The following is a 19,011-nucleotide window of genomic DNA, read 5'->3' on the forward strand; positions in this document are numbered from 1 at the left end:
CTCCCGCTGCGGCCGCGGCACGCGTCCGCAAAGTTTCATTTGAGAACCTGTATTCATATCGGGGGAAGCGCATGGATTGTCAGGAAAAATCTTCCTCCGATGCGTGTGCATCCCTTGATTGTGAGTTTTCTAAAAACGCGGCAGTATAGCCGGCCGGACGCGGCCGGCGCGCCAAACAGACGCAGCTGTCCGGTCGGGACACGGCTGGGGATATCCAGGCGCGTCCGGCCGGCCGGCAGATCCCGGCAGACGGCCGTAAATTTTCGTCAGGCGGCGGATAGCGGCGCGCAAACCCGCGCCGGCTTCACCCGCGCGCATACGCCACACCCAATTGCCGCCGAGCGTCGACGGTGTATTGATACGTCCCTGTGCGCCCAGGCGCAGCCAGTCGGCCATGGGGATGATGGCCGTATCGCAGACGCTGGCAAGCGCCGCGCGCACCATGGCTAACGTAAAATCAGCATCTTCGCCGACGCCCAGGTATTCGCGCGCAAAGGCCACATCATTGGGCGGCGCGCTGTCGATCCAGTCGCGTGTGGTGGTGTTGTCATGGGTTCCGGTGTAAACAACGCTGTTGCGTGTGTAATTATGCGGCAGATAATCGCTTTCCTCACGGCTGTCAAAGGCGAATTGAAGCACCTTCATACCCGGAAAACCGCTGTCAGCCAACAGGCGGCGCACCTCTGGCGTCAAATAACCGAGGTCCTCCGCGATGATGGAAAGCCCCGGCACCTCACGCCGGATCGTTTTGATGAAAGCAAGTCCGGGGCCAGGCTTCCAATCGCCGACGGCCGCCGTTTTGGCGCCTGCCGGGATGGCGTAATAATCGGAGAAACCGCGGAAATGATCGATGCGCACCGCGTCATAAACGCCCGCGGCTGCGCGCAGACGGCGCACCCACCAGGCGTAGCCGTCGGCGGCATGACGTTTCCAGTCGTAAAGCGGATTGCCCCAGAGCTGTCCATCGGCCGAAAAGGCGTCGGGCGGCACGCCGGCCACAGCCGCCGGCATCCCGTTGCTGTCCGTCTGAAAAAGCTCTCCATGCGCCCACAGGTCGGAGGAATCAGGCGACACATAGATCGGCAGATCGCCGACAATCAGTATGCCATGCGCATTTGCATACGTCTTGAGACGTTCCCACTGGCTGAAAAAGAGATACTGCACGGCCTTCCAAAAACGCACGTCGTCCGCAAGGCGCGCGCGCGCCTTGGCCAGCGCGTCCGGTTCGCGGCGGCGCAGCGTGGACGGCCACTCATACCAGGCGTTCATACCGCAGTCGGCTTTGATCGCCATATACAGGGCGTATTCCTCGAGCCACGCGTCCTGCTCACGGCAGAAGGCCGCAAATGCCGGCGCATCGCCAAGGCGGTGCACCGCGCGCCGCAGAACGCCGAAACGGTTTTTGTACAGTTTTCCATAATCGATGGCGTCGGGATTGTCCCCAAAGTCGGCGGCAGCGGCCTCGTCGCGCGTCAAAAGCTTTTGCTCAATCAGCAGGTCGAGGTCGATCAGATACGGATTGCCCGCGAAAGCTGAAAACGATTGATAGGGGCTGTCGCCATAACCGGTCGGGCCGATGGGAAGAATCTGCCAGTATGTCTGGCCGCACTCGCTGAGAAAATCGACAAAATCATACGCCGCCTGCCCAACCGTCCCAATCCCGTATGGAGACGGCAGGCTGAAAACAGGCATCAGGATACCGCTTGCACGTATCAAACATAGCTCCCCTTTCCGGCCTTTTTGAAAGTCCCAATTCGCCTTCATGTTCCCAGCAGTTCCAAACTCAAATCCGGCAAATAATTATACATTCTTTTTACGTTCGCTTTTTTCGGAACGGTACCTTATCGTCCACCTGATAAAAGCTGCAATCCAAATTATAGCGATGAGAGCATTCAATATAAAATAGTCATATTCTTTATATACAACACTGAATACCACTTTGAGCGTCCAAATAACCGCACATAATCCGTAAAGTACCAAAGTAATTCGTTTTGGCTCTTTCATATCTAGTCACCCTCACAAGCTTTGATTTCGATACCACTCTGCCATAAGGCGCAAAACCGTGAATGAAAAAACTTTCCGGCCTTTTTGAAAAAAGGCCTCAGCGAAAAACTTTAGTCGGCTGCGCCGCGAATAGTGGGTGTGGTACTGCGCTTATACAGGCTGCGCCGCAAACAGCGGGACAGGATACGGCATCGATACCAACTGCGCCGCATACGGCTTCCTTCTCCGGCCAACAGCTGTGATTGCGCTCCTTTTGCGCCTAAAGCTCGCTGATATGGCAGACGATCTCACTGTCTGAAACATCAAGCACGCCATAAGTCCGGCCGTTGCCGCGCGGTTGTCCCAGGCTGCCGGGATTCATCAGGTAAACCCCATTTTCATATTTGACATACGGAATATGCGTATGCCCATAAAGAATCACATTTGCCCCGACTTCCTGCCCGGCAGCCAAAAGCGCATCCAATTCGTATTTTACGTAGTATATATGACCATGCGTATAAAAAATGTGCGCTTTTTTGCATGTAAAGCAGCCTGCCAACGCCGCGTTTCCAGTGTAATCGCAATTTCCTGGCGTCTGTAGCCAATTCACACTTGGATATTCCTTTTTCACAGCAGCCAACTCCTGCGCGCCGTCGCCCAGATGGATAAACAGCCCCGCTGTTTTTTCATGCATCAATACCAGACGCTCCAACGATTTATAATCACGGTGCGTATCAGAAACCACAATGATTCGCGTCATCAAAAGATGGACCTCCCGCCGCCCGTATTAAAGATTGGGCGCTGTCAGAATCCGGAAGGCGTTCCCGGCGTGGATCTCCGCCGGCCAACCGCTGTACGGAGTCACACAATTTCGAATATCTGCTATTAATATAACATAGAATGGAACGAAAGAAAACAGGCGGTGACTTTGATTGAACAACAATTTTAATCTTTCCCCGGAACAGACAGACGCTCTTTTATCTATGGCCAGTAAGAAAATGGGGATTGATCCAGCGGATCTGCGCAGACAGATGCAAAGCGGAGATATGAGCGGCGTGCTCAGCGGGCTTGCGCCCGAGCAGCGCGACCGCATCCAAAATCTGATGCAGAATCCGGCGGCGATTCAGCAGCTCGTACAAAATCCAAAGGTCCAACAGCTTCTGCGCGGCCTGATGGGCAAATGAAATCAACCATTTCTGATGATTTTCTCTAGCCTTTTGCCATCTGGCCACACCGGGGCCGTTGACAAAGCTGCCGTACCAAAACAGCGGCGCTTTACCGGCATATTTCACAAAAATACTTGTTAAGCCACAAAGGCTTGCCTGCGTTTTTTGTTTTATCTGCCGAAAAAATCGCTCTCGTTTCCGGCATGGCTTGATTTGTCAGCAGCCCCATACCGGACGCGCGGGGAATTGAACAACACGGGTAAGGAGATGCAGACGGTGGATGATCTGAATTCGACACTTAGCGCCATCCTGGGCGATCCGGCCAAGATGGAACAGCTGCGCCAAGTTGCGCAGTCGCTCGGCATCGGACCGGGCACAGGCGCGCCGGATGCGGGCGCTGCAAACGCCGCGCCGCCCGCCAGCGGCGGGCCATCCGGCGGACAGGGCGGCGGCATCGATCCAAACGCCATCGCCTCGATCCTGCAAAATTTCCAAAATGCCGGAAACGGCGGCACAGCGGCGGCCTCCGGTGCAGGCGCTATGCCGGATCTTGGCGCGATTTCAAAGCTTTCGGGAATTTTAAATTCCTTTAACCAAAGCGATAAGAACGTCGAACTGTTGCGCGCGCTCAAACCGCATTTTTCACCAGCGCGCGCCAGCAAAATTGACGACGCCGTGCGAATCATGCAGTTGATCCACGCATGGCCGAGCGTCCGTGACAGCGGCCTGCTCGGCAGTCTCGGCAATCTTTTCTCAGGGGGGAACCGATCGAAATGATGCGATGGAACAGCACAAAGACGTATACCGAGGAGGACATGATCCGTATGCAGCAGGAGGCTGTCAACCGCGTGCATGAATTCCAAACGCGCGCACGTGAGGCAGCCGCCTATTATGACGTACCTGTATCCGACATCCGCGACCTGCCCGCTCCGGTGGAATCACCCGCCATTTCCGCGGAAAGCGCGCCCATCGAGGCGCAGTCCGAAATTGTACCGAGCCAATCCCCCCCGCACGCGGGCGATCCGCTGCATGGCCTGCTGGAGGGGCTGAATCTCGACAGTGAAACCCTGTTGATCATCGGCCTGCTGTTTTTGCTTTATAACGAACACGCCGACAATGTTCTTTTGCTCGCGCTTGCCTACCTGCTTTTATAAATCCTCATCGTTGGCCGGCCCCCGTTGTTTGAGCGCCGCTTTATAAAGCGCGCCCTTCGGGTGGCCGGTCTGTTTTGCAATGTCGCGCGCGGCCTGTGACAGCGGCGCGCCCTGTTGCGCACGCTTTAGAAGCATGTCAACCGCCTCGTCAAAATCGGCCGGCTCATCGCGCGGCGGCCGCGCGCCCTCCACAATCAGCACAAATTCACCGCGCGGCGGATTTTCTTCATAATATTGCGCCGCCTGTGCAAGCGTCGTCCTGTGTACCTGCTCGTGCAGCTTTGTCAATTCGCGTGCCAGCGTGACGCGCCGGTCGCCAAAAGCGGACAGCATATCGCGCAGCGTTGCGGGCAGCTTATGGGGCGCTTCATAAAAAATCATCGTGGCGGTCTGCGTGCGCGCCTGCTCCAGATGCTCCATACGGCTTGAACGCTTGACGCTCAAAAAGCCCTCGAATGAAAACCGTGCTGTCGGAAGCCCTGAAACCGCCAGCGCTGCGATCGCCGCGCTCGGCCCCGGAACCACCACTGTTTCAACGCCGTTTTCAGCGCACAGCCGGACAAGATCCTCTCCCGGGTCGGAAATACACGGCATACCCGCATCTGTCACGATTGCACAGTCCTCGCCATCCAAAATCCGCGTCAGGATCATCCGCCCGCGCTCGCGCAGGTTGTGCTCATAATAACTGACCATTGGCTTTTTGATCTCGAAGCGGTTGAGCAGCTTGAGCGTCACCCGCGTATCCTCCGCCGCGATAAAATCGACAGCGCGCAGCGTATCCGCCGCGCGCGGCGACAGATCGCCCAGATTGCCGATCGGCGTGCCGACCACATATAATTTCCCCGCCATACCCGTCCCCCTGTTTCCTCAATTGAGCGTCAATTTCCATATTTGTACTTCATCAGACACGCTGCCCTACTGTTCGCGGCGCAGCCTGCAAACATACTAGAACCTGCCCCACTATTCGCGGCGCAGCCTGTAAATATACCGGAACCTGCCCCACTGTTCGCGGCGCAGCCGACTAAAGTTTTTTGGCATACCTTTTTTTCAAAAAAGGTATGAAGTTTTTTGCCAAGCTTTTTTTCAAAAAAGCTTGGGAGGTTCGATGGTTATGGAAGGGCGGCCGCCGCGGCGCGCTTCCAGCAAAAAAAGCCAGGGCGCGTGGCTGGCGCTGTGCTGAACCATACGCAGGCGTTTCGGCTCCAGACTGTGCGCGCGCATCGCACAGACCGCATCCGCCAGACGTTCGGGCCGCTGGCAGATGCACAGCCTGCCGCCGTAGCGCAGCAGACGGCAGGCGGCGGCGCAGACATCCTCAAGCGTGCAGTCGATCTCATGGCGCGCGGTCCGCGCGCCCGTCGCTTCGCTTAAAAGGCCACAGCCCGCGGCTTTATAAGGCGGGTTGCAGGTCACAAGGCCGAATGCTCCGGCCGGCAATACATCCTGTAAGGCGCGCAGATCGGCATGAACCGGAATAAAACGGCCCGCGGGCAGGCCGCCGAGCGCAACCGACCGCTCCATCAGCCGGACGGCGTCGGCCTGCAATTCCACTGCGTAGACACGGGCGGGCGCAGGCTTTTCGTCACAGAACCACCGTGCCGCGACTGTCCCACAACCGCTGCCCAGATCACATGCCCATTCCCCTGTACGGGGCGCGGCAAATTCTGAAAGCAGCAGCGCGTCTGTTCCAACCTTGTGTACGTCCGAAACATACAGCCGGATCGTCCCAAACAGTTCAAATGTATCCACACAGCTCCCCCTAAAAAGAAAAGCCCCCGCTTTAACAGCGAAGGCTGGTTTCTTATGTACGTCAGTCCCTTATTCGGGCTTGATCGCCTCGCTCGGGCAGTCAGCCGCACAGGCCCCGCACTCGATGCAGGCAGACGGATCAATCTCGTACTTGCCGTCGCCCTCAGAAATCGCGCCAACAGGGCAGGTGTCTTTGCAAGCACCACAAGAGACGCACGCATCACCGATAACATATGCCATGGGGAACACCTCCAAAAAAAATATACTTTTTCCAAACGCGCGCTGCGCGTATAACACCACTGCACACAACCTGTGATGTTACAAGCCTATTTTACCACAGTCCCGCGAAAATGCAAGTGAAAATACAAGTAAAGTTTTCTGGCAAATCAAAAAAACAGGGCCTGCGTTTTTATTCCTCTGTTTGATCCTTTGTCTGTTCGCGTTCACGGCCCTCACGGATCATGCGTACTTCGTCTTTATGGTAAAATTTAGCAGCAGCCTGATCCTTCTCCGGCGCGATCTTGAGCATACCTGTCAAAAGATTTACCTCGATCACAGTGCCGCGGCCTTCTTTTGTGCGCACAAAGGAGCCGACACGCGGCGTTGTGCGCAGCAGGTCCTCATAGGCCGCCTGTTCATATTTTAAGCAACACATCAAGCGCCCGCAGGTACCGGAAATTTTGGTGGGATTGAGTGACAAGCCTTGTTCCTTAGCCATTTTAATTGATACTGGCTGAAATTCGCCGAGAAAGGTCGAACAACAGAACGGCCGGCCACAAATACCAATGCCGCCGAGCATTTTCGCCTCATCGCGCACGCCGATCTGTCTTAACTCGATACGCGTGCGGAACACAGACGCCAAATCCTTGACAAGCTCGCGAAAATCAACACGTCCATCGGCTGTAAAATAAAACAAAATTTTATTGTTGTCAAACGTGAATTCCACATCGACCAGCTTCATATTCAGCTTGTGGCGCGCGATTTTTTCTTCACACACCTTGAAAGCATGCTTTTCCTTCGCTGCATTGTCGCTGACGCACTTTAAATCCTCCGGCGTGGCGATGCGCATCACCTTCTTGAGCGGCTTGACCACCTCTTTGTCTCCAATGGTGCGGTTGCCCATTGCAACCTCGCCGCATTCCACGCCGCGCGCCGTCTCAACAATAACATGCCCGCCCTTTTCAATCGTCAGATCCCCGGGATCAAAGTAATAGACCTTGCCCACGCTTTTAAATCTGACGCCTATAATTTCAGCCATTCTATTCCTCCAGTTTCAAAGCCGTTTCAAAACCTATTCGCATAGGTGCCCAAACGGCCCGGACGCCGGTTCAGCCCAGCGTCGATTTGATCTGCTCAATCATACACGCGCACAATAGGGACACGCCTGTATTGCGTTCAGCACGGACCCGCGCGGTCTGTACGATCTGCGCAGCGGCGACAGCCTGGCCCAGTGAAATGCGGTTAAAATAGCGCGCATCCGTTTCACGGCCAAGCGCCACCTGGGCAAACTCCTCGCGCAGCAGCGCCAATGTCTGGCCGAGCGCGGCGCGATCCTTATCGTATGCCGCCAGGATGCGCAGCGCCGCGTAGCGGTCGCCGAACACCAGCGCCTCACGCAGCAGCCGCGCGTCAGCCGCAGCCTTCGAGGGCTTTGCTGTTTTTAAAAGCGCGCGCGCCTGCCCGATATTCCCGGCAGCTCCAGCAGCAGCCGCGCGCCGCTGCTGCTCGGGTACGTCAGGCTCAAGCACGGCGAGCGCCTCGGCGCATTCGTCGGGCGAGGGCGTTTCAAGCTCAACCGATACAACGCGCGACAGAATGGTCGGAAGCATCTGCGCCCGGTTTTCACACAGCAAGATAAAGTAAACGCCGGCAGGCGGCTCCTCAATGATCTTTAAAAGCGCGTTTTGCGCCGAAGCATTCATCGTATGCGCCTGGTCGACAATATAAAGCTTGCACGCGCCCTCATTTGGCGCGATATATGCATCCTGACGGATATCGCGCGCAAGCTCGACGGGGAATTCCTTTTTCCCCTCCGGCACGGTATAAAAGCGCACGTCCGGATGAACGCTTTTCTCAACCTTTACACAGCCGGGACAGACGCCGCACGGGCGCGGCGCGCCGGTACACAGCCGTTCCTGCGCGATCAGAGCAGCGGCTGTTTTTTTGCCGCAGCCAGCCGGCCCTTCAAGCAGCAGCGCGTGCGGAAACCGGCCGCCAGCCGCCAGCCCGGACAGCACGGCGTTGGCCCGACGGTTATAAAGCAACTTTTGCATCAGAGCTTTTCAAACCGTTCAATATTTGTTACAAAAACCGTCGCGCCGCCGACTTGTACCTCCACTGGGAACGAGGTGTACATGCCCACGCCGTACGAAGCCGAGGACGGCACCATCTGCGTGCGCTTTTTGGAATGCATCCCAATGATACGGATCACATCGTCGACACGGTCGTCGTCGGTACCGATCAAAAATGTCGTATTGCCCGCCATCAAAAAGCCGCCGGTTGTCGCCAGCTTTGTGACCGAGTATTTATTTTTTGTCAGTTCCTTGGATACACGCGAACTATCATCGTTTGAAACGATCGCAAAAATCAACTTCATACAGTCGCCCTCCAATCGATCGGCCCGCCGCATATGGCGCGGGTGGTTGCCGCCGTCCGGCGGCCGCAAACGGCTTTTCCGTTTGCACTGCGCATATTATAGCATGTCCGCAAAGCGGCATGGTATAATTGGCCATCGGGGCGGCAGCGGGCCACGCCCGCGTATCGCCCTGGCCATAAAACGTATAATAACCGCTCTGCGGTTATTATAGCATAAGCCGCGTCGAAATCCAACCCTTTTGCGTCGTCAAGCAGGACTTGTCAAAAGCGCATTCAGATTAGATCAAAGCAGGAACCGCCCACACCGCCGTTCGCGGCGCAGCCTGTATAAACGCAGCGCCCGCCCCACTGTTCGCGGCGCAGCCTGTAAAAATACTGAAACCTGCCCCACTGTTCGCGGCACAGCCTGTAAAAATACTGAAACCTGCCCCACTGTTCGCGGCACAGCCGACTAAAGTTTTTTGGCCCACCTTTTTTTCAAAAAAGGTGGGAAGTTTTTCGCCGAGGCCTTTTTTCAAAAAGGCCGGAAAGTTTTTTGGCTTACCTTTTTTTCAAAAAAGGTAAGTTTCAAAAAAGCGGGAGGACGCGGACGGTGCGGGCGCCGTAGCGCCGCAGGGCCGCGGCGATATCGCCGTCGATGCGCTCGCCCGGCATAACGACCGGGACGCCGGGCGGGCAGGGGGAGCAATCGCATGCAGCGATGCGGCCCGCACAGTTTTCCACAGGAACCTGTTCGTGTGGGGAAAACAGCGCCGCGCGCACCGAAAGCGCCCGTTCGGGCAGCTTTGGCGCCGCAGGCGGCGCGGCGCGTCCCACCGGCGGCCGCAGGCCGTCAAGAGCGGCGCGCAGCCGCTCAAAATCGCGGGCGGTATTCTCTCCATTCGCCATCAATACGCAGGCGTTCTCACTGATATATTCCGGCTCCACGCCATAGGAACGCAGATGCGCGCCGAATTCCCCGGCCTGATCGCCGCGCGCCCCGAAACAGAGCGACAGCTTTGCCGGATCGGATAGGCCGAGCGGTAAAGCAAACCCCTTTTGCAGCGCAAAACAGCGCAGCGCGTCAAAAGCGCGCGCCGTCCGTTCAAATCCTTCCCCGGCCGCGCCGTCAGCCGCATAAGCCACGGCCCGTTCACAGGAAAGCATAATCGGATAGCTTGGGCTTGTCGATCCAAACACCGACATCATGCGCTTTGCGTCCCCGGCAAACTGCTCCTGTGAGATATGCAGCAGCGCGCCGCCTGTCATCGCCGGCAGCGTCTTATGCAGGCTGTCGGCGCACATCGAAGCGCCGCACTCGATCGGATGCATGTTTCCGTATCGCTCCGGCAAAAAGCGCAGATGCGCCCCATGTGCATTGTCCACCAACAGCGGTACGCCGCGCGCACGACACACCGCTGAAATTGCAGCCACATCGCTCATAACGCCAAAGTAGTCGGGCGACGTGATATAAACGGCCGCAGCCTCCGGGTGCGCGGCCAAAGCCGTTTCAATCGCCTGGGGCGTATACCGCCCGGAAAACCAGGCCCCGGCGCTGTTGTCAGGCATAACCCATACCGGCGCCAGATCGAGCAGGGCCGCCGCGTTGATTGCGGCGCGGTGCAGGTTTCTGCCCATGACCACAGTCCCGCCGGCGCCACACGCAAGCGCCAGCATCGTCTGGATACAGAGCGTCGCACCGCCCGCGCAAAGCAGCGTGCGCCGTGCACCGTAAACCTGCGCGGCAATGCGTTCAAACGCATCGATCGCACCGTCGGCGTGAAACAGGCTGTCCGCGCCCGCTACCTCGGTGATATCCCAGGGCAGGATTTCTGAAAACGGCGGGAATCCCTGTCCCTTATGTCCGGGCATGTGAAAGCGTGTGCGGTCCTGCTCAATATACAGCCGCACGGCGTCGTACAGCGGCGTATTCATGAGCGGCGCAGCTTCTTTTTGAGCAGCCCAAGTTTGCCGTTCAGGTTGATTGCATGATCGACCAGTTTTGCTTTGACTGGTTTATACGTGTAATCGAATTCGCCGGCCAATTCGTCGAGCTGACCGTTAAAGCCGCGTTTAAACTGATAAAGCCCCGCCATATGTCCGCCCTCCAAATCGCCCGAAACGCCCTGGAAATCATATACCTCACAGCCTGTCTGAACAGCCCATTTGATCATTTCCCACTGCATCAGGTAATTTGGCATAACGTCGCGGTGGACGTTGTCCGACGCGCCGTATACATAGCAGCATTTTCCCGCATAATTCGTCGTCACAGCGCCGCAGACGGGCGTTCCCTGATAAAAGCCCATATACAGCCGCACATGCTCCCCGAGCGCGTCAAGCATCCGTTCAAAATACGCCTGGGGACGCACATTAAAGCCGTCGCGCGCGCCGGTTACGCGCATAATGCGTACAAATTCATCGAGGTATTCCGGCCCTACCGGACGCACCTGCACGTCATTTTTGATTGCGATGCGCACCTTGCGCCGCGTCCCCTGCGTCAGATTTGCAAACAGCTCGTCCTCTGTGCGCCCGTTCAGATACAGCCGGTAATTAAAGCGCGCCTGAATGCCTTCGAAGCCGTCCGGGCCATAGCTCTGCACAAACCCCATGTCCTTTGCGATCCTGATAAACTGCTCATCGCCCATTAAAACATCCGGGTCCATTTTAAACGCATGGGCCTTATGCTTTTTCGCGAGCGCATCGACGCCGGCCTTCAGATCGGCCAGCACAGCCCGGTCATGCAGGTCGCACACAGGTCCGCGCGGCGCGTACAGAAACGACGTGCCGATCAGCGGGATTTTCTGTACCAGCACGGATACGGCGCCCTGGATTGTCCCGTCGGCCGCGCGCGATACAACCGCCTCATACCCCCAATTGTTTTTTACCTTCTGCCAATTGACGCTTTGTGTAAAGCATCCCTGCGGATGCGCTGATACAAACGCTTCAAACTCGCCGTACTGCTCCGGCGTCAAAATCTCCATATTGTTTCAACCTTTCTGACAGCGGCCGTCCTCACCCTGTTTGTTTACGTCTGCCCGCAGGGCGGCCCGGGCGCCTGTGTCTATGCCGTCCTGTTCCTCTCCGCAAATAATCTTTAAATTGCGCAGGAGCACCGGCGTCCCGCGCCAGCCATACGCCTTTTCCCTGCACAGGCGGGCCGCGTTGCCGGCGTGCACAACCGGTTCGGGATGCTCATAAAACGCGGGCACACGGCTTTTCTGAGCCTGACGGTTTACCGGACACGCGTCGGTGCACCGGTCGCAGCCCCATACAAAACCGCCGTCGCGGATCTGCGCGCGCTCCCAATCGGTCAGCACGCCCTTTTTTTGCGTGATGTGCGAGCGGCAAAGCGCCCGGTCAAAGCCGTCCGGGCGCAGCGCGCCCGTCGGACAGGCCGCGATACAGCGGCCGCAGCGCGTACAGAGCGGCGCTGCGCGCCGGGACGGCTCAAGCGCCGCTGTTGTTACGATTTCACCGATAAAACACCGGCTCGCATACGTCCGGTTGAGCAGCTGACCGTTCATCCCGATATCGCCAAGCCCGGCCAGGCAGGCGGCCCGCACCTCCACCACCGGCGACGCGTCGACAAACGGCACGAACTGTTCGCCCGCATACAGCGCGCGGAGCCTGTCCGCGGCCGCCTCCAGCGCGGCGCGCAGGACGGTGTGATAATCATCGGCAATTGCATAATAGGATATATTGCGGCCTGGAAAATCGCCTATATAATATCCAAACAGAACGACAATCACGCTGCGCGCCCCCTGCGGGATACGCGCTTTTGAGCGCACGGGAAGCAGCGGCAGCACATCGTGAAAGCGGCAGACGCCCCATTCGTCGAACGCCATACCGCGCATGACCGTTTCAAGCCGGCTGTTCATGAGGGCTGCTCAAGATCAAATTTGTGCATCAATTCGCGCACCGCCGTATCTGTACAGACGACAAGCAGGCGGTCGCCCGAAAGCACCTGCGCGTTGCCACGCGGGATGATCAACCGGCCGTCGCGTGAAATGGATACAATCACCGATTCCTCAGGCAGATCAAGCTCGGAAAGGCGCGCGCCGCTGCGCCGGTAATCCGGCGGGATTTGCAGCTCGGACAGCGACGCCTCCCCGCGGTTGAGCGGCATGAGCTGCCGGATGGCGGCCGCGTCCACCTCGCGCTCCAAAAGGCGCGCGATATTATCCGTCGCGGAAATCGGGATATCCACGCCAAGCTGTTTCATGACCGCCGCGTTTTTGGGATTATTGATGCGCGCCACCGTGCGCCGGATATGGAAAAGCTGCTTTGCGAGCTGGCAGGCGACCAGGTTGTCCTGGTCGCGCCCGGTAACCGCAATCAGCGCGTCCGCATCCTTGGCGCCGGCGCTTTCCAACACGTCGAGCGTGCTGCCGTCGCCGCAAATCACCGCAACGTCCAGATCGTCAGCGATCCGCGTGCACAGAGCGCGGTTTTTCTCAATGATGTGCGGCCTGTGGCCATGCTCCAGCAGCGTCTTGGAGAGATAGTAACCCACCTTGCCGCCGCCCACAACAATGATTTGCATCCAAAAACACGCCTCCCTGTCAGTCGATTACCCTTGCGTACAGGAGCCGGTCATGTGGCCCGACCGGCTCCTGCGACCGCGCATACGCCAATGTGAGATTTCCGTCCTCATGCAGCAGCCCGAACAGAACATGGCGCGCATCGCCGGCGCTGCAAAGCGCTCCAAGCGTCATACCCACCTGTTTAGCCTCCGGCTGCCTGGCGTCAAAAGAGACGGTGGCCGAATCAAGATATACATTTTTAATCTGATCCTGGCCTGTCAGCATCGCATAAATTGCGTCAACCGACAGGTTTGTCGGGCAGACGGTCGGCAGTCCGAACTGTGAAAACACATCGCCGCGCTTTGGGTCAAAAACGCGCGCCAGCACGCGCGGCACATGGAATACCTCACGCGCAAGCTGACAGACCATCACATTTGTATTGTCGTCCTCCGTAACCGCGGCTACCGCGTCGCACGCCTCAATACCGCCCCTGCGCAGCACCGTCTGGTCGATCGGCACGCCGGCCACGGTATAGCCTCTGAAATCATCGGACAGCCGCTCAAAGCTTGCGGAGTCCGGATCGATGACAGCAGTATCGTGCCCCATGCTTGATAAAATATTTGAAAGCTGCGAGCCGACCTTGCCGCATCCCACAACAAGTATATTCATCTGGATCGCTCCTTGTAAAAGCCCCCTGCGGGACTACGTTTCCAACAGACCAAGTATACACCATTTCCCTGGTGTTGCATAGGGGAAAATGGCGCTCTTTGTATGCAGCGGTTGAAAATCCGCGCCCGTTGGGGTACAATAGGAACCAGAATCGCCCGGCCCCGCCGCCGGATCAAACGCGCGGGCGGCGGGAATGTAAAAGTCTGATAAAATCCGTGCGCGCGGCGGTGAAATGGAGATAATGAATATGAATCGAATCATTGACGCCAAAGGAAAAAACTGCCCGATTCCGGTCGTTATGGCCAAAAAGGAGATCGACGGCGGCCTGACCGCCTTTACCATCGAAGTGGACAACGCGACCGCCGTTGAAAACCTTCAGCGGCTGGCGGACAGCCAGGGGTTTCGGACCACTGTGCAAAGCGGCGGCGGCGTCTTTTCCATCGATTTTACAAAGGCTCCCTGCGAGCCGTGCGCTGCGGCCGACGCAGTGATCAGCCAGGGGCTGCCTTCGGGAAAGTGGTCCGTATTTGTCGGGCGCGAGATCATTGGCGACGGCGACCCGGAGCTTGGCGCCTCGCTTATGAAGATGTTTTTTTACACGCTCACACAGTCGGCCGATCTGCCCGCCTCTATCCTGTTTATGAACGGCGGCGTAAAGCTTCCCGTGCACAACGAGCAGATTGTGGAGCACCTGCGGGAGCTGTTGACCAAAGGCGTTGAAATCCTTGTATGCGGTACCTGCCTGAATTTCTACCATCTTGCCGAACAGCTCCAGGTCGGCACAGTCAGCAACATGTATGAGATCGTCGAGCGTATGAAGCAGGCCGGCAAGGTGATCTCCCTGTGACCGGCTACGGCGTCATCGCTTTTGAATCGACACATCTGGCCATGCAGGCCGAACGCCGCCTGCGGGAAGCTTTCCCCATCGCGATGATGCCCACGCCGCGTTCCATAACGGCCTCCTGCGGCATTTCCGTCCGTTTTTCCCTCGCAGATCTCGACGCCGTCGCTGAAGCCATGCGCAGCATCGGCCCGGACGGCGGCTGGCAGGTTCATTGCCTGTGAGTTCGCTTTTTTGACAGCATAGCCCCGCGCCGCCGCAAATGCGGCGGCGCGGGGCTATTTTTATGAATCGGCCTGCCTCTATGCCTGCGGCAGTGTAAAGCTCTCGTCAATGCGGAAGGTCGCAGCGACCCGGCGGGCAATATCGTCGACGGAAGGCGTCATCCCCTCGCCAAAATCCGTTGCATAGACAATCACCGGGAAACGCAGCCCCATGAGAAAGTATGCCGTCTGATGCGCAGTGCGTCCATCGTCCGCGGTGCGGTCAAATGAAACGACATAAGTTGTGCTGGCCGCTCCATTCCAAACGGAGTAGGCCACGTTTTCGGGGCTGCGCGGCGGCAAATAGTCCGCTTCGATATATTCAAAAAAGCTGTCCTGGACAGCAGGGTCGGCATAATCGACGCCCTCCTGCGGCTCGGTCGGCATGATCTCAACAACCACATTTGACGGCTGCGACGCGATATCCGCGGACGCATCCGTAAAGAACATGGCGGTATACGAACCCATTTCGCCGTATTCCTTCCAGCCGGCCGGAATCTCAAAGGTGAACGGGCCACTTGTAAAGGTCTGCGTCTGCCAGGATGCCGCCGGGGCCTGGGAATCATCGATCTCAATCGTAGTGCCCACGTCCGGAAGAGTATCCTCCGCACCGGCTGGCTGCGAAGCGGCGTCCACAGCGCCTGAGGAAGCGGTTTCACCCATACTGGAAGCCGCGGCGGACGGCGCGGCCTCGGACGGCGCAGGCGCCGTGCCTGCCCCGCACCCTGCCGTCAGGAACAGGCAGGCGGCCATGAAAGCTGTCAGCAATCGTTTCATTTCACATTCTCCTGTTCTTTTTTCCACTCTCTGTATTCATCATATGTCATTGTACGATCTGTAATACTTCCGTCCATATGGATTTCAATGATCCGGTTCGCAATCGTCTCAATGAATTGATGGTCCTGCGATGTAAACAGCACAATCCCTGGAAAATCAGTCAGACCATTGTTGACGGCTGTGATCGATTCCAGATCGAGGTGATTTGTCGGCTGGTCAAGCAGCAGTACATTCGCGCCGGTGAGCATCATGCGCGAAAGCATACAGCGCACCTTTTCGCCGCCGGACAGCACCTTGACCGGCTTATATACATCATCCCCGGAAAAGAGCATCCGTCCAAGGAAGCCGCGCATAAAGGTTTCCGTATCGTCGGGCGAATACTGCGCGAACCATTGCAGCATTGTTAGTTCGCTGTCATTAAAGAAAGCGGAGTTATCTTTTGGAAAATAAGCCTGTGAGGTTGTCTGTCCCCATTTAAAGGTGCCGGCGTCCGGCTTCAGCTCCTCCGTCAGGATGCGGAAAAGCGCCGTCTGACCCTGTTCGTTCTCGCCCACAAACGCGATCTTATCTCCGCGGTTGACACGAAATGTCACCCCGTCAAGCACTTTGACGCCATCGATCGTCATGGTGATTCCGTCCGTCTCAAGGATCTCTTTGCCCGGCTCGCGGTCGGGCTTGAAGGCGACCCACGGGTACCGCCGCGACGAAACCGGCATTTCATCGACCGTCAGCTTGTCAAGCAGCTTGCGGCGCGAAGTGGCCTGTTTCGATTTCGATTTATTCGCTGAAAAGCGTGCGATAAAGTTTTGCAGATCCTTGATCTGGTCCTCGCGGCGTTTGTTTTGATCCTTCATAATCTGCTGCATCAGCTTGGACGACTCATACCAGAAATCATAGTTGCCGACATACATACGCACCTGATTGAAATCGATATCAACGATGTGCGTGCAGATGGTGTTGAGGAAATGGCGGTCGTGCGATACAACAATCAAGGTCCCTGGAAAATCGAGCAGGAAATCCTCAAGCCAATCGATCGATTTGATGTCGAGATTATTTGTCGGCTCGTCAAGCAGCAAAATATCTGGCTGGCCAAACAATGCCTGCGTCAGCAAAACCTTGACCTTGTCGCCGCCTTTGAGTTCGCCCATGGGCGTACCGTATAATTCGGGCGCGATGCCAAGCCCCTGCAAAATGCGTCCGGAATCGCTTTCCGCATCCCACCCGTTCATTTCGGCGAACTCGCCTTCCAGCTCGGCGGCGCGTGCGCCGTCCTCGTCGTTAAAATCCGGCTTTTCGTAAAGCGCGTCTTTTTCCTTCATCACTTCATACAGACGCGGATTACCCATTATAACGGTATCGATGACCGGATATTCGTCATATTGGAATTGGTCCTGCTTGAGCACCGACATACGGCATTTTTTTGGTATAGAAATTTCGCCGGTGGTCGGTTCGAGCTCCCCGGACAGAATTTTTAAAAAAGTTGATTTTCCTGCACCATTTGCGCCGATGATGCCATAGCAGTTGCCCGGCATAAACTTTAAATCCGCATTGGCGAACAGCTTTGTTCCGCCGAACATCAGGCTTACATTTGTGACTGTTATCATATACAACTCCTATCAAATCAGACAAACTTTCATGCGATATAAAGTATACCATGCTTTGCAGACGCACGCAATGCATAGAAAGCTTTATACCTGCCGTCTGCGCAGGATTTTCCAAAAATAAACACCGATTCCAAATAGGAACAAAATGGAAATCCACTGTGAGGTTGAGAGGAATAAAAAATGTCCTCGCACGGCATCGCCGCGCCAAAACTCCAAAATAAATCGGACACAGGCATACAGCGCCGCATAAAGAATCAGAGTGCCACCTGTTGGCTGCCGGTCGCGGGCACGGCGTTCATACAAAAGTAAGGCCGCACAGATCGCCAGATTACAAAGCGCCTCCACGAGCTGAACTGGAAACAAGGGTACACTGTTCGGGGCGGCCAGCGACTCTTTAAAAGCGACGCCCCAAGGCGTCTCAACTCCCCAACAGCAGCCAGCCAAAAAACAACCGATACGTCCAAACGCATGAAAAAGCGGAAGCGCGGGCGCATAAAAGTCCGCGGCAGTACGCAGGCTGAGGCGATAACGGCGGCAATAAGCTGCCGCCGCCAAAAGCCCCCCAATCAAGCCGCCGTAAAATACATAACCACCTGAAAAAAGCAGCTCTATCGTCCGATATGACCAATCGATTTGCGGAACCAACTGTATCAGCTCCGGAATGATTGTGATCAAATAGAGCGTTTTCGCGCCAATCATTGCGCCGATCGCCCCAAGCAAAACAATATGCAGAGTATCGTCTGATGCAAATTGAAACCGGCCCCGCCTGGCGTATAAAAGAATGATAGCGGCAAGTAAGCCCAACATACACATCAGCCAATACGATGGAATGTTATATTGAAAGATCCTGATAAATGGCAGCATTCATATTCCCTCAAAAGAAAAACAGGCCGGTTATGCGGCCTGTTTTGAATAGATCCCTTATCGCAAATCGAATCACAAAACCGACGGACAAATCCGCTTTATATACCCGCCGTGACCAATCAGACAAAGGATTTTAACCGAGTGTAGCTCCCATGGAAGCAACTGCGCCAATACACACTACACATGCAAGCAGCCAAAGCGTGGAAAGAATAAGAGCAATAATTGAACAAACCATACCGGCCGTAGCCAATCCGCGTCCCTGATCAGGGGCCAGTTCCTTGCGTGCACCTACACCCAAAACGATTCCAATGATACTTAAAATCATTGCGATCAGTGAACCATACCCAAACCAGAGCACAACAAGAGAAACGATTCCGAGTACCAGAGAGGCTATCCCTTTGTTTTTAGCTGCATTGTTTTCCATCATCCTCACTCCTCAAACAAATTATGCTTATGATAACATAATATATATAGGGTGTCAACAATTTTCTATCATTTTCGACATGGAGAGAATAAAAAAACTCCGCTTTCAGCGGAGTTTTTTATGCTGGCAAAGACCTATCTTTCCAGGCAGTCACCCGCCAAGTATTGTCGGCACAACTGAGCTTAACTGCTGTGTTCGGGATGGGAACAGGTGGGACCTCAGCGTAATAAATACCAGCTATGGAAACGACATATTTCACCGACGGAAGTACCCTTCCGCATCGCCTGCCGTAAAGGCTCTGTATATATCATCCACCGCCCCATGGACGGTCATGACCTCTGGTGACCCGTGCGGGAATCGAACCCGCGTTACCGGCGTGAGAGGCCGGTGTCTTAACCGCTTGACCAACGGGCCGTCTCG

General features: G+C 56.3%; 22 protein-coding genes, 1 tRNA gene and 1 rRNA gene. 5 read left to right on the plus strand and 19 right to left on the minus strand.

Translation table 11 applies throughout. The features are described from left to right. Positions 1-129 precede the first annotated feature (129 nt). Both malQ and FMM72_RS10230 read right to left on the minus strand, forming a co-directional pair. Entirely contained in the window at positions 130-1,713 is a 1,584-nt protein-coding gene (malQ, locus tag FMM72_RS10225; protein ID WP_162221384.1) for a 4-alpha-glucanotransferase, read from the minus strand. A 550-nt stretch (positions 1,714-2,263) separates the two neighbouring features. Continuing rightward, entirely contained in the window at positions 2,264-2,743 is a 480-nt protein-coding gene (locus FMM72_RS10230) for a metallophosphoesterase family protein (protein WP_162221371.1), read from the minus strand. Between the two features lie 172 nt (positions 2,744-2,915). Here FMM72_RS10230 and FMM72_RS10235 point away from each other — a divergent pair, with 172 nt between their 5' ends. The 3 genes from FMM72_RS10235 to FMM72_RS10245 all read left to right on the plus strand — a co-directional run bounded on the left by FMM72_RS10235 (position 2,916) and on the right by FMM72_RS10245 (position 4,303). Continuing rightward, positions 2,916-3,167, plus strand: a complete 252-nt coding sequence (locus FMM72_RS10235) for a hypothetical protein (RefSeq protein ID WP_160209899.1) — start codon at positions 2,916-2,918, stop codon at positions 3,165-3,167. Between the two features lie 258 nt (positions 3,168-3,425). Then, positions 3,426-3,926 carry a hypothetical protein gene (locus FMM72_RS10240; protein WP_162221372.1) on the plus strand — a complete coding sequence of 167 codons (501 nt, stop codon included), beginning with the start codon at positions 3,426-3,428 and terminating at the stop codon, positions 3,924-3,926. Then, on the plus strand, positions 3,923-4,303 hold the full coding sequence (locus tag FMM72_RS10245) for a hypothetical protein (RefSeq protein WP_160209901.1): 381 nt from the start codon (positions 3,923-3,925) through the stop codon (positions 4,301-4,303). Before FMM72_RS10240 ends, FMM72_RS10245 begins: the two co-directional genes overlap by 4 nt. On the opposite strand, the gene rsmI is transcribed toward FMM72_RS10245, so the two are convergent. The 11 genes from rsmI to FMM72_RS10300 form a co-directional block, all read right to left on the minus strand. Then, positions 4,298-5,152 (minus strand): 16S rRNA (cytidine(1402)-2'-O)-methyltransferase, encoded by an 855-nt coding sequence (gene rsmI / locus FMM72_RS10250; protein WP_162221373.1) that lies wholly within the window; start codon positions 5,150-5,152, stop codon positions 4,298-4,300. The genes FMM72_RS10245 and rsmI overlap by 6 nt on opposite strands. A gap of 234 nt (positions 5,153-5,386) precedes the next feature. Further along, a complete protein-coding gene (locus FMM72_RS10255; protein WP_162221374.1) occupies positions 5,387-6,052 on the minus strand; it encodes a tRNA1(Val) (adenine(37)-N6)-methyltransferase in 666 nt (221 codons plus the stop codon). 69 nt (positions 6,053-6,121) lie between these two features. Then, positions 6,122-6,292 carry a DUF362 domain-containing protein gene (locus FMM72_RS10260; RefSeq protein ID WP_024731402.1) on the minus strand — a complete coding sequence of 57 codons (171 nt, stop codon included), beginning with the start codon at positions 6,290-6,292 and terminating at the stop codon, positions 6,122-6,124. A 169-nt stretch (positions 6,293-6,461) separates the two neighbouring features. Continuing rightward, positions 6,462-7,310, minus strand: coding sequence for a PSP1 domain-containing protein (locus tag FMM72_RS10265; RefSeq protein ID WP_160209904.1), 849 nt, complete (start codon positions 7,308-7,310; stop codon positions 6,462-6,464). Positions 7,311-7,380: 70 nt separating this feature from the next. Further along, a complete protein-coding gene (locus FMM72_RS10270; RefSeq protein WP_162221375.1) occupies positions 7,381-8,325 on the minus strand; it encodes an ATP-binding protein in 945 nt (314 codons plus the stop codon). Then, positions 8,325-8,648, minus strand: coding sequence for a cyclic-di-AMP receptor (locus FMM72_RS10275; protein ID WP_160209906.1), 324 nt, complete (start codon positions 8,646-8,648; stop codon positions 8,325-8,327). The genes FMM72_RS10270 and FMM72_RS10275 overlap by 1 nt, the downstream gene beginning before the upstream one ends. A gap of 566 nt (positions 8,649-9,214) precedes the next feature. After that, on the minus strand, positions 9,215-10,561 hold the full coding sequence (locus FMM72_RS10280) for an aminotransferase class I/II-fold pyridoxal phosphate-dependent enzyme (protein WP_162221376.1): 1,347 nt from the start codon (positions 10,559-10,561) through the stop codon (positions 9,215-9,217). Next, on the minus strand, positions 10,558-11,607 hold the full coding sequence (locus FMM72_RS10285; protein WP_160209917.1) for a lipid II:glycine glycyltransferase FemX: 1,050 nt from the start codon (positions 11,605-11,607) through the stop codon (positions 10,558-10,560). Before FMM72_RS10285 ends, FMM72_RS10280 begins: the two co-directional genes overlap by 4 nt. A gap of 6 nt (positions 11,608-11,613) precedes the next feature. Then, positions 11,614-12,504 (minus strand): epoxyqueuosine reductase, encoded by an 891-nt coding sequence (locus FMM72_RS10290; RefSeq protein ID WP_162221377.1) that lies wholly within the window; start codon positions 12,502-12,504, stop codon positions 11,614-11,616. Further along, the gene (locus FMM72_RS10295; protein ID WP_160209919.1) at positions 12,501-13,169 is read right to left on the minus strand and encodes an NAD-binding protein; all 669 of its coding nucleotides are present in this window, start codon (positions 13,167-13,169) and stop codon (positions 12,501-12,503) included. The genes FMM72_RS10290 and FMM72_RS10295 overlap by 4 nt, the downstream gene beginning before the upstream one ends. Positions 13,170-13,188: 19 nt before the next feature. After that, positions 13,189-13,818, minus strand: coding sequence for a potassium channel family protein (locus FMM72_RS10300; RefSeq protein WP_160209920.1), 630 nt, complete (start codon positions 13,816-13,818; stop codon positions 13,189-13,191). A gap of 247 nt (positions 13,819-14,065) precedes the next feature. On the opposite strand from FMM72_RS10300, the gene yedF reads away from it, so the two are divergent. Both yedF and FMM72_RS10310 read left to right on the plus strand, forming a co-directional pair. Continuing rightward, complete coding sequence (yedF, locus tag FMM72_RS10305; RefSeq protein ID WP_162221378.1) at positions 14,066-14,665, plus strand: sulfurtransferase-like selenium metabolism protein YedF; 600 nt, start codon at positions 14,066-14,068, stop codon at positions 14,663-14,665. Beyond that, positions 14,662-14,883, plus strand: coding sequence for a DUF3343 domain-containing protein (locus tag FMM72_RS10310; RefSeq protein WP_162221379.1), 222 nt, complete (start codon positions 14,662-14,664; stop codon positions 14,881-14,883). The genes yedF and FMM72_RS10310 overlap by 4 nt, the downstream gene beginning before the upstream one ends. A 78-nt stretch (positions 14,884-14,961) precedes the next feature. Here the strand turns inward: FMM72_RS10310 and FMM72_RS10315 are convergent, their stop codons facing one another. From FMM72_RS10315 to FMM72_RS10340, 6 genes are all read right to left on the minus strand, one after another. Next, on the minus strand, positions 14,962-15,699 hold the full coding sequence (locus FMM72_RS10315; RefSeq protein ID WP_162221380.1) for a hypothetical protein: 738 nt from the start codon (positions 15,697-15,699) through the stop codon (positions 14,962-14,964). Further along, the gene (locus FMM72_RS10320; RefSeq protein ID WP_162221381.1) at positions 15,696-17,303 is read right to left on the minus strand and encodes an ABC-F family ATP-binding cassette domain-containing protein; all 1,608 of its coding nucleotides are present in this window, start codon (positions 17,301-17,303) and stop codon (positions 15,696-15,698) included. Before FMM72_RS10320 ends, FMM72_RS10315 begins: the two co-directional genes overlap by 4 nt. Positions 17,304-17,387: 84 nt before the next feature. Continuing rightward, a complete protein-coding gene (locus tag FMM72_RS10325) occupies positions 17,388-18,167 on the minus strand; it encodes a prolipoprotein diacylglyceryl transferase (RefSeq protein WP_162221382.1) in 780 nt (259 codons plus the stop codon). Between the two features lie 133 nt (positions 18,168-18,300). Further along, on the minus strand, positions 18,301-18,594 hold the full coding sequence (locus FMM72_RS10330) for a DUF4190 domain-containing protein (RefSeq protein ID WP_160209926.1): 294 nt from the start codon (positions 18,592-18,594) through the stop codon (positions 18,301-18,303). A 118-nt stretch (positions 18,595-18,712) separates the two neighbouring features. Continuing rightward, positions 18,713-18,829 (minus strand): 5S ribosomal RNA (rrf, locus tag FMM72_RS10335). 101 nt (positions 18,830-18,930) lie between these two features. Further along, a tRNA-Glu gene (locus FMM72_RS10340) sits at positions 18,931-19,005 on the minus strand. Positions 19,006-19,011 lie beyond the last annotated feature (6 nt).

The sequence above is a fragment of the Anaerotruncus colihominis genome (assembly GCF_010206195.1).
GTDB classification, from domain to species: Bacteria; Bacillota; Clostridia; order Oscillospirales; family Ruminococcaceae; genus Anaerotruncus; species Anaerotruncus colihominis_A.

Bases quoted from the DNA above. Each gene is read 5' to 3' on its own strand.
- FMM72_RS10265 (WP_160209904.1), bottom strand. From the start codon at position 7,310: ATGGCTGAAATTATAGGCGTCAGATTTAAAAGCGTGGGCAAGGTCTAT.
- FMM72_RS10330 (WP_160209926.1), bottom strand. From the start codon at position 18,594: ATGATGGAAAACAATGCAGCTAAAAACAAAGGGATAGCCTCTCTGGTA.
- rsmI (WP_162221373.1), bottom strand. From the start codon at position 5,152: ATGGCGGGGAAATTATATGTGGTCGGCACGCCGATCGGCAATCTGGGC.
- FMM72_RS10300 (WP_160209920.1), bottom strand. From the start codon at position 13,818: ATGAATATACTTGTTGTGGGATGCGGCAAGGTCGGCTCGCAGCTTTCA.
- yedF (WP_162221378.1), top strand. From the start codon at position 14,066: ATGAATCGAATCATTGACGCCAAAGGAAAAAACTGCCCGATTCCGGTC.
- FMM72_RS10275 (WP_160209906.1), bottom strand. From the start codon at position 8,648: ATGAAGTTGATTTTTGCGATCGTTTCAAACGATGATAGTTCGCGTGTA.
- FMM72_RS10315 (WP_162221380.1), bottom strand. From the start codon at position 15,699: ATGAAACGATTGCTGACAGCTTTCATGGCCGCCTGCCTGTTCCTGACG.
- FMM72_RS10290 (WP_162221377.1), bottom strand. From the start codon at position 12,504: ATGAACAGCCGGCTTGAAACGGTCATGCGCGGTATGGCGTTCGACGAA.
- FMM72_RS10245 (WP_160209901.1), top strand. From the start codon at position 3,923: ATGATGCGATGGAACAGCACAAAGACGTATACCGAGGAGGACATGATC.
- FMM72_RS10320 (WP_162221381.1), bottom strand. From the start codon at position 17,303: ATGATAACAGTCACAAATGTAAGCCTGATGTTCGGCGGAACAAAGCTG.
- FMM72_RS10280 (WP_162221376.1), bottom strand. From the start codon at position 10,561: ATGAATACGCCGCTGTACGACGCCGTGCGGCTGTATATTGAGCAGGAC.
- FMM72_RS10295 (WP_160209919.1), bottom strand. From the start codon at position 13,169: ATGCAAATCATTGTTGTGGGCGGCGGCAAGGTGGGTTACTATCTCTCC.
- FMM72_RS10285 (WP_160209917.1), bottom strand. From the start codon at position 11,607: ATGGAGATTTTGACGCCGGAGCAGTACGGCGAGTTTGAAGCGTTTGTA.
- FMM72_RS10260 (WP_024731402.1), bottom strand. From the start codon at position 6,292: ATGGCATATGTTATCGGTGATGCGTGCGTCTCTTGTGGTGCTTGCAAA.
- FMM72_RS10325 (WP_162221382.1), bottom strand. From the start codon at position 18,167: ATGCTGCCATTTATCAGGATCTTTCAATATAACATTCCATCGTATTGG.
- FMM72_RS10270 (WP_162221375.1), bottom strand. From the start codon at position 8,325: ATGCAAAAGTTGCTTTATAACCGTCGGGCCAACGCCGTGCTGTCCGGG.
- FMM72_RS10230 (WP_162221371.1), bottom strand. From the start codon at position 2,743: ATGACGCGAATCATTGTGGTTTCTGATACGCACCGTGATTATAAATCG.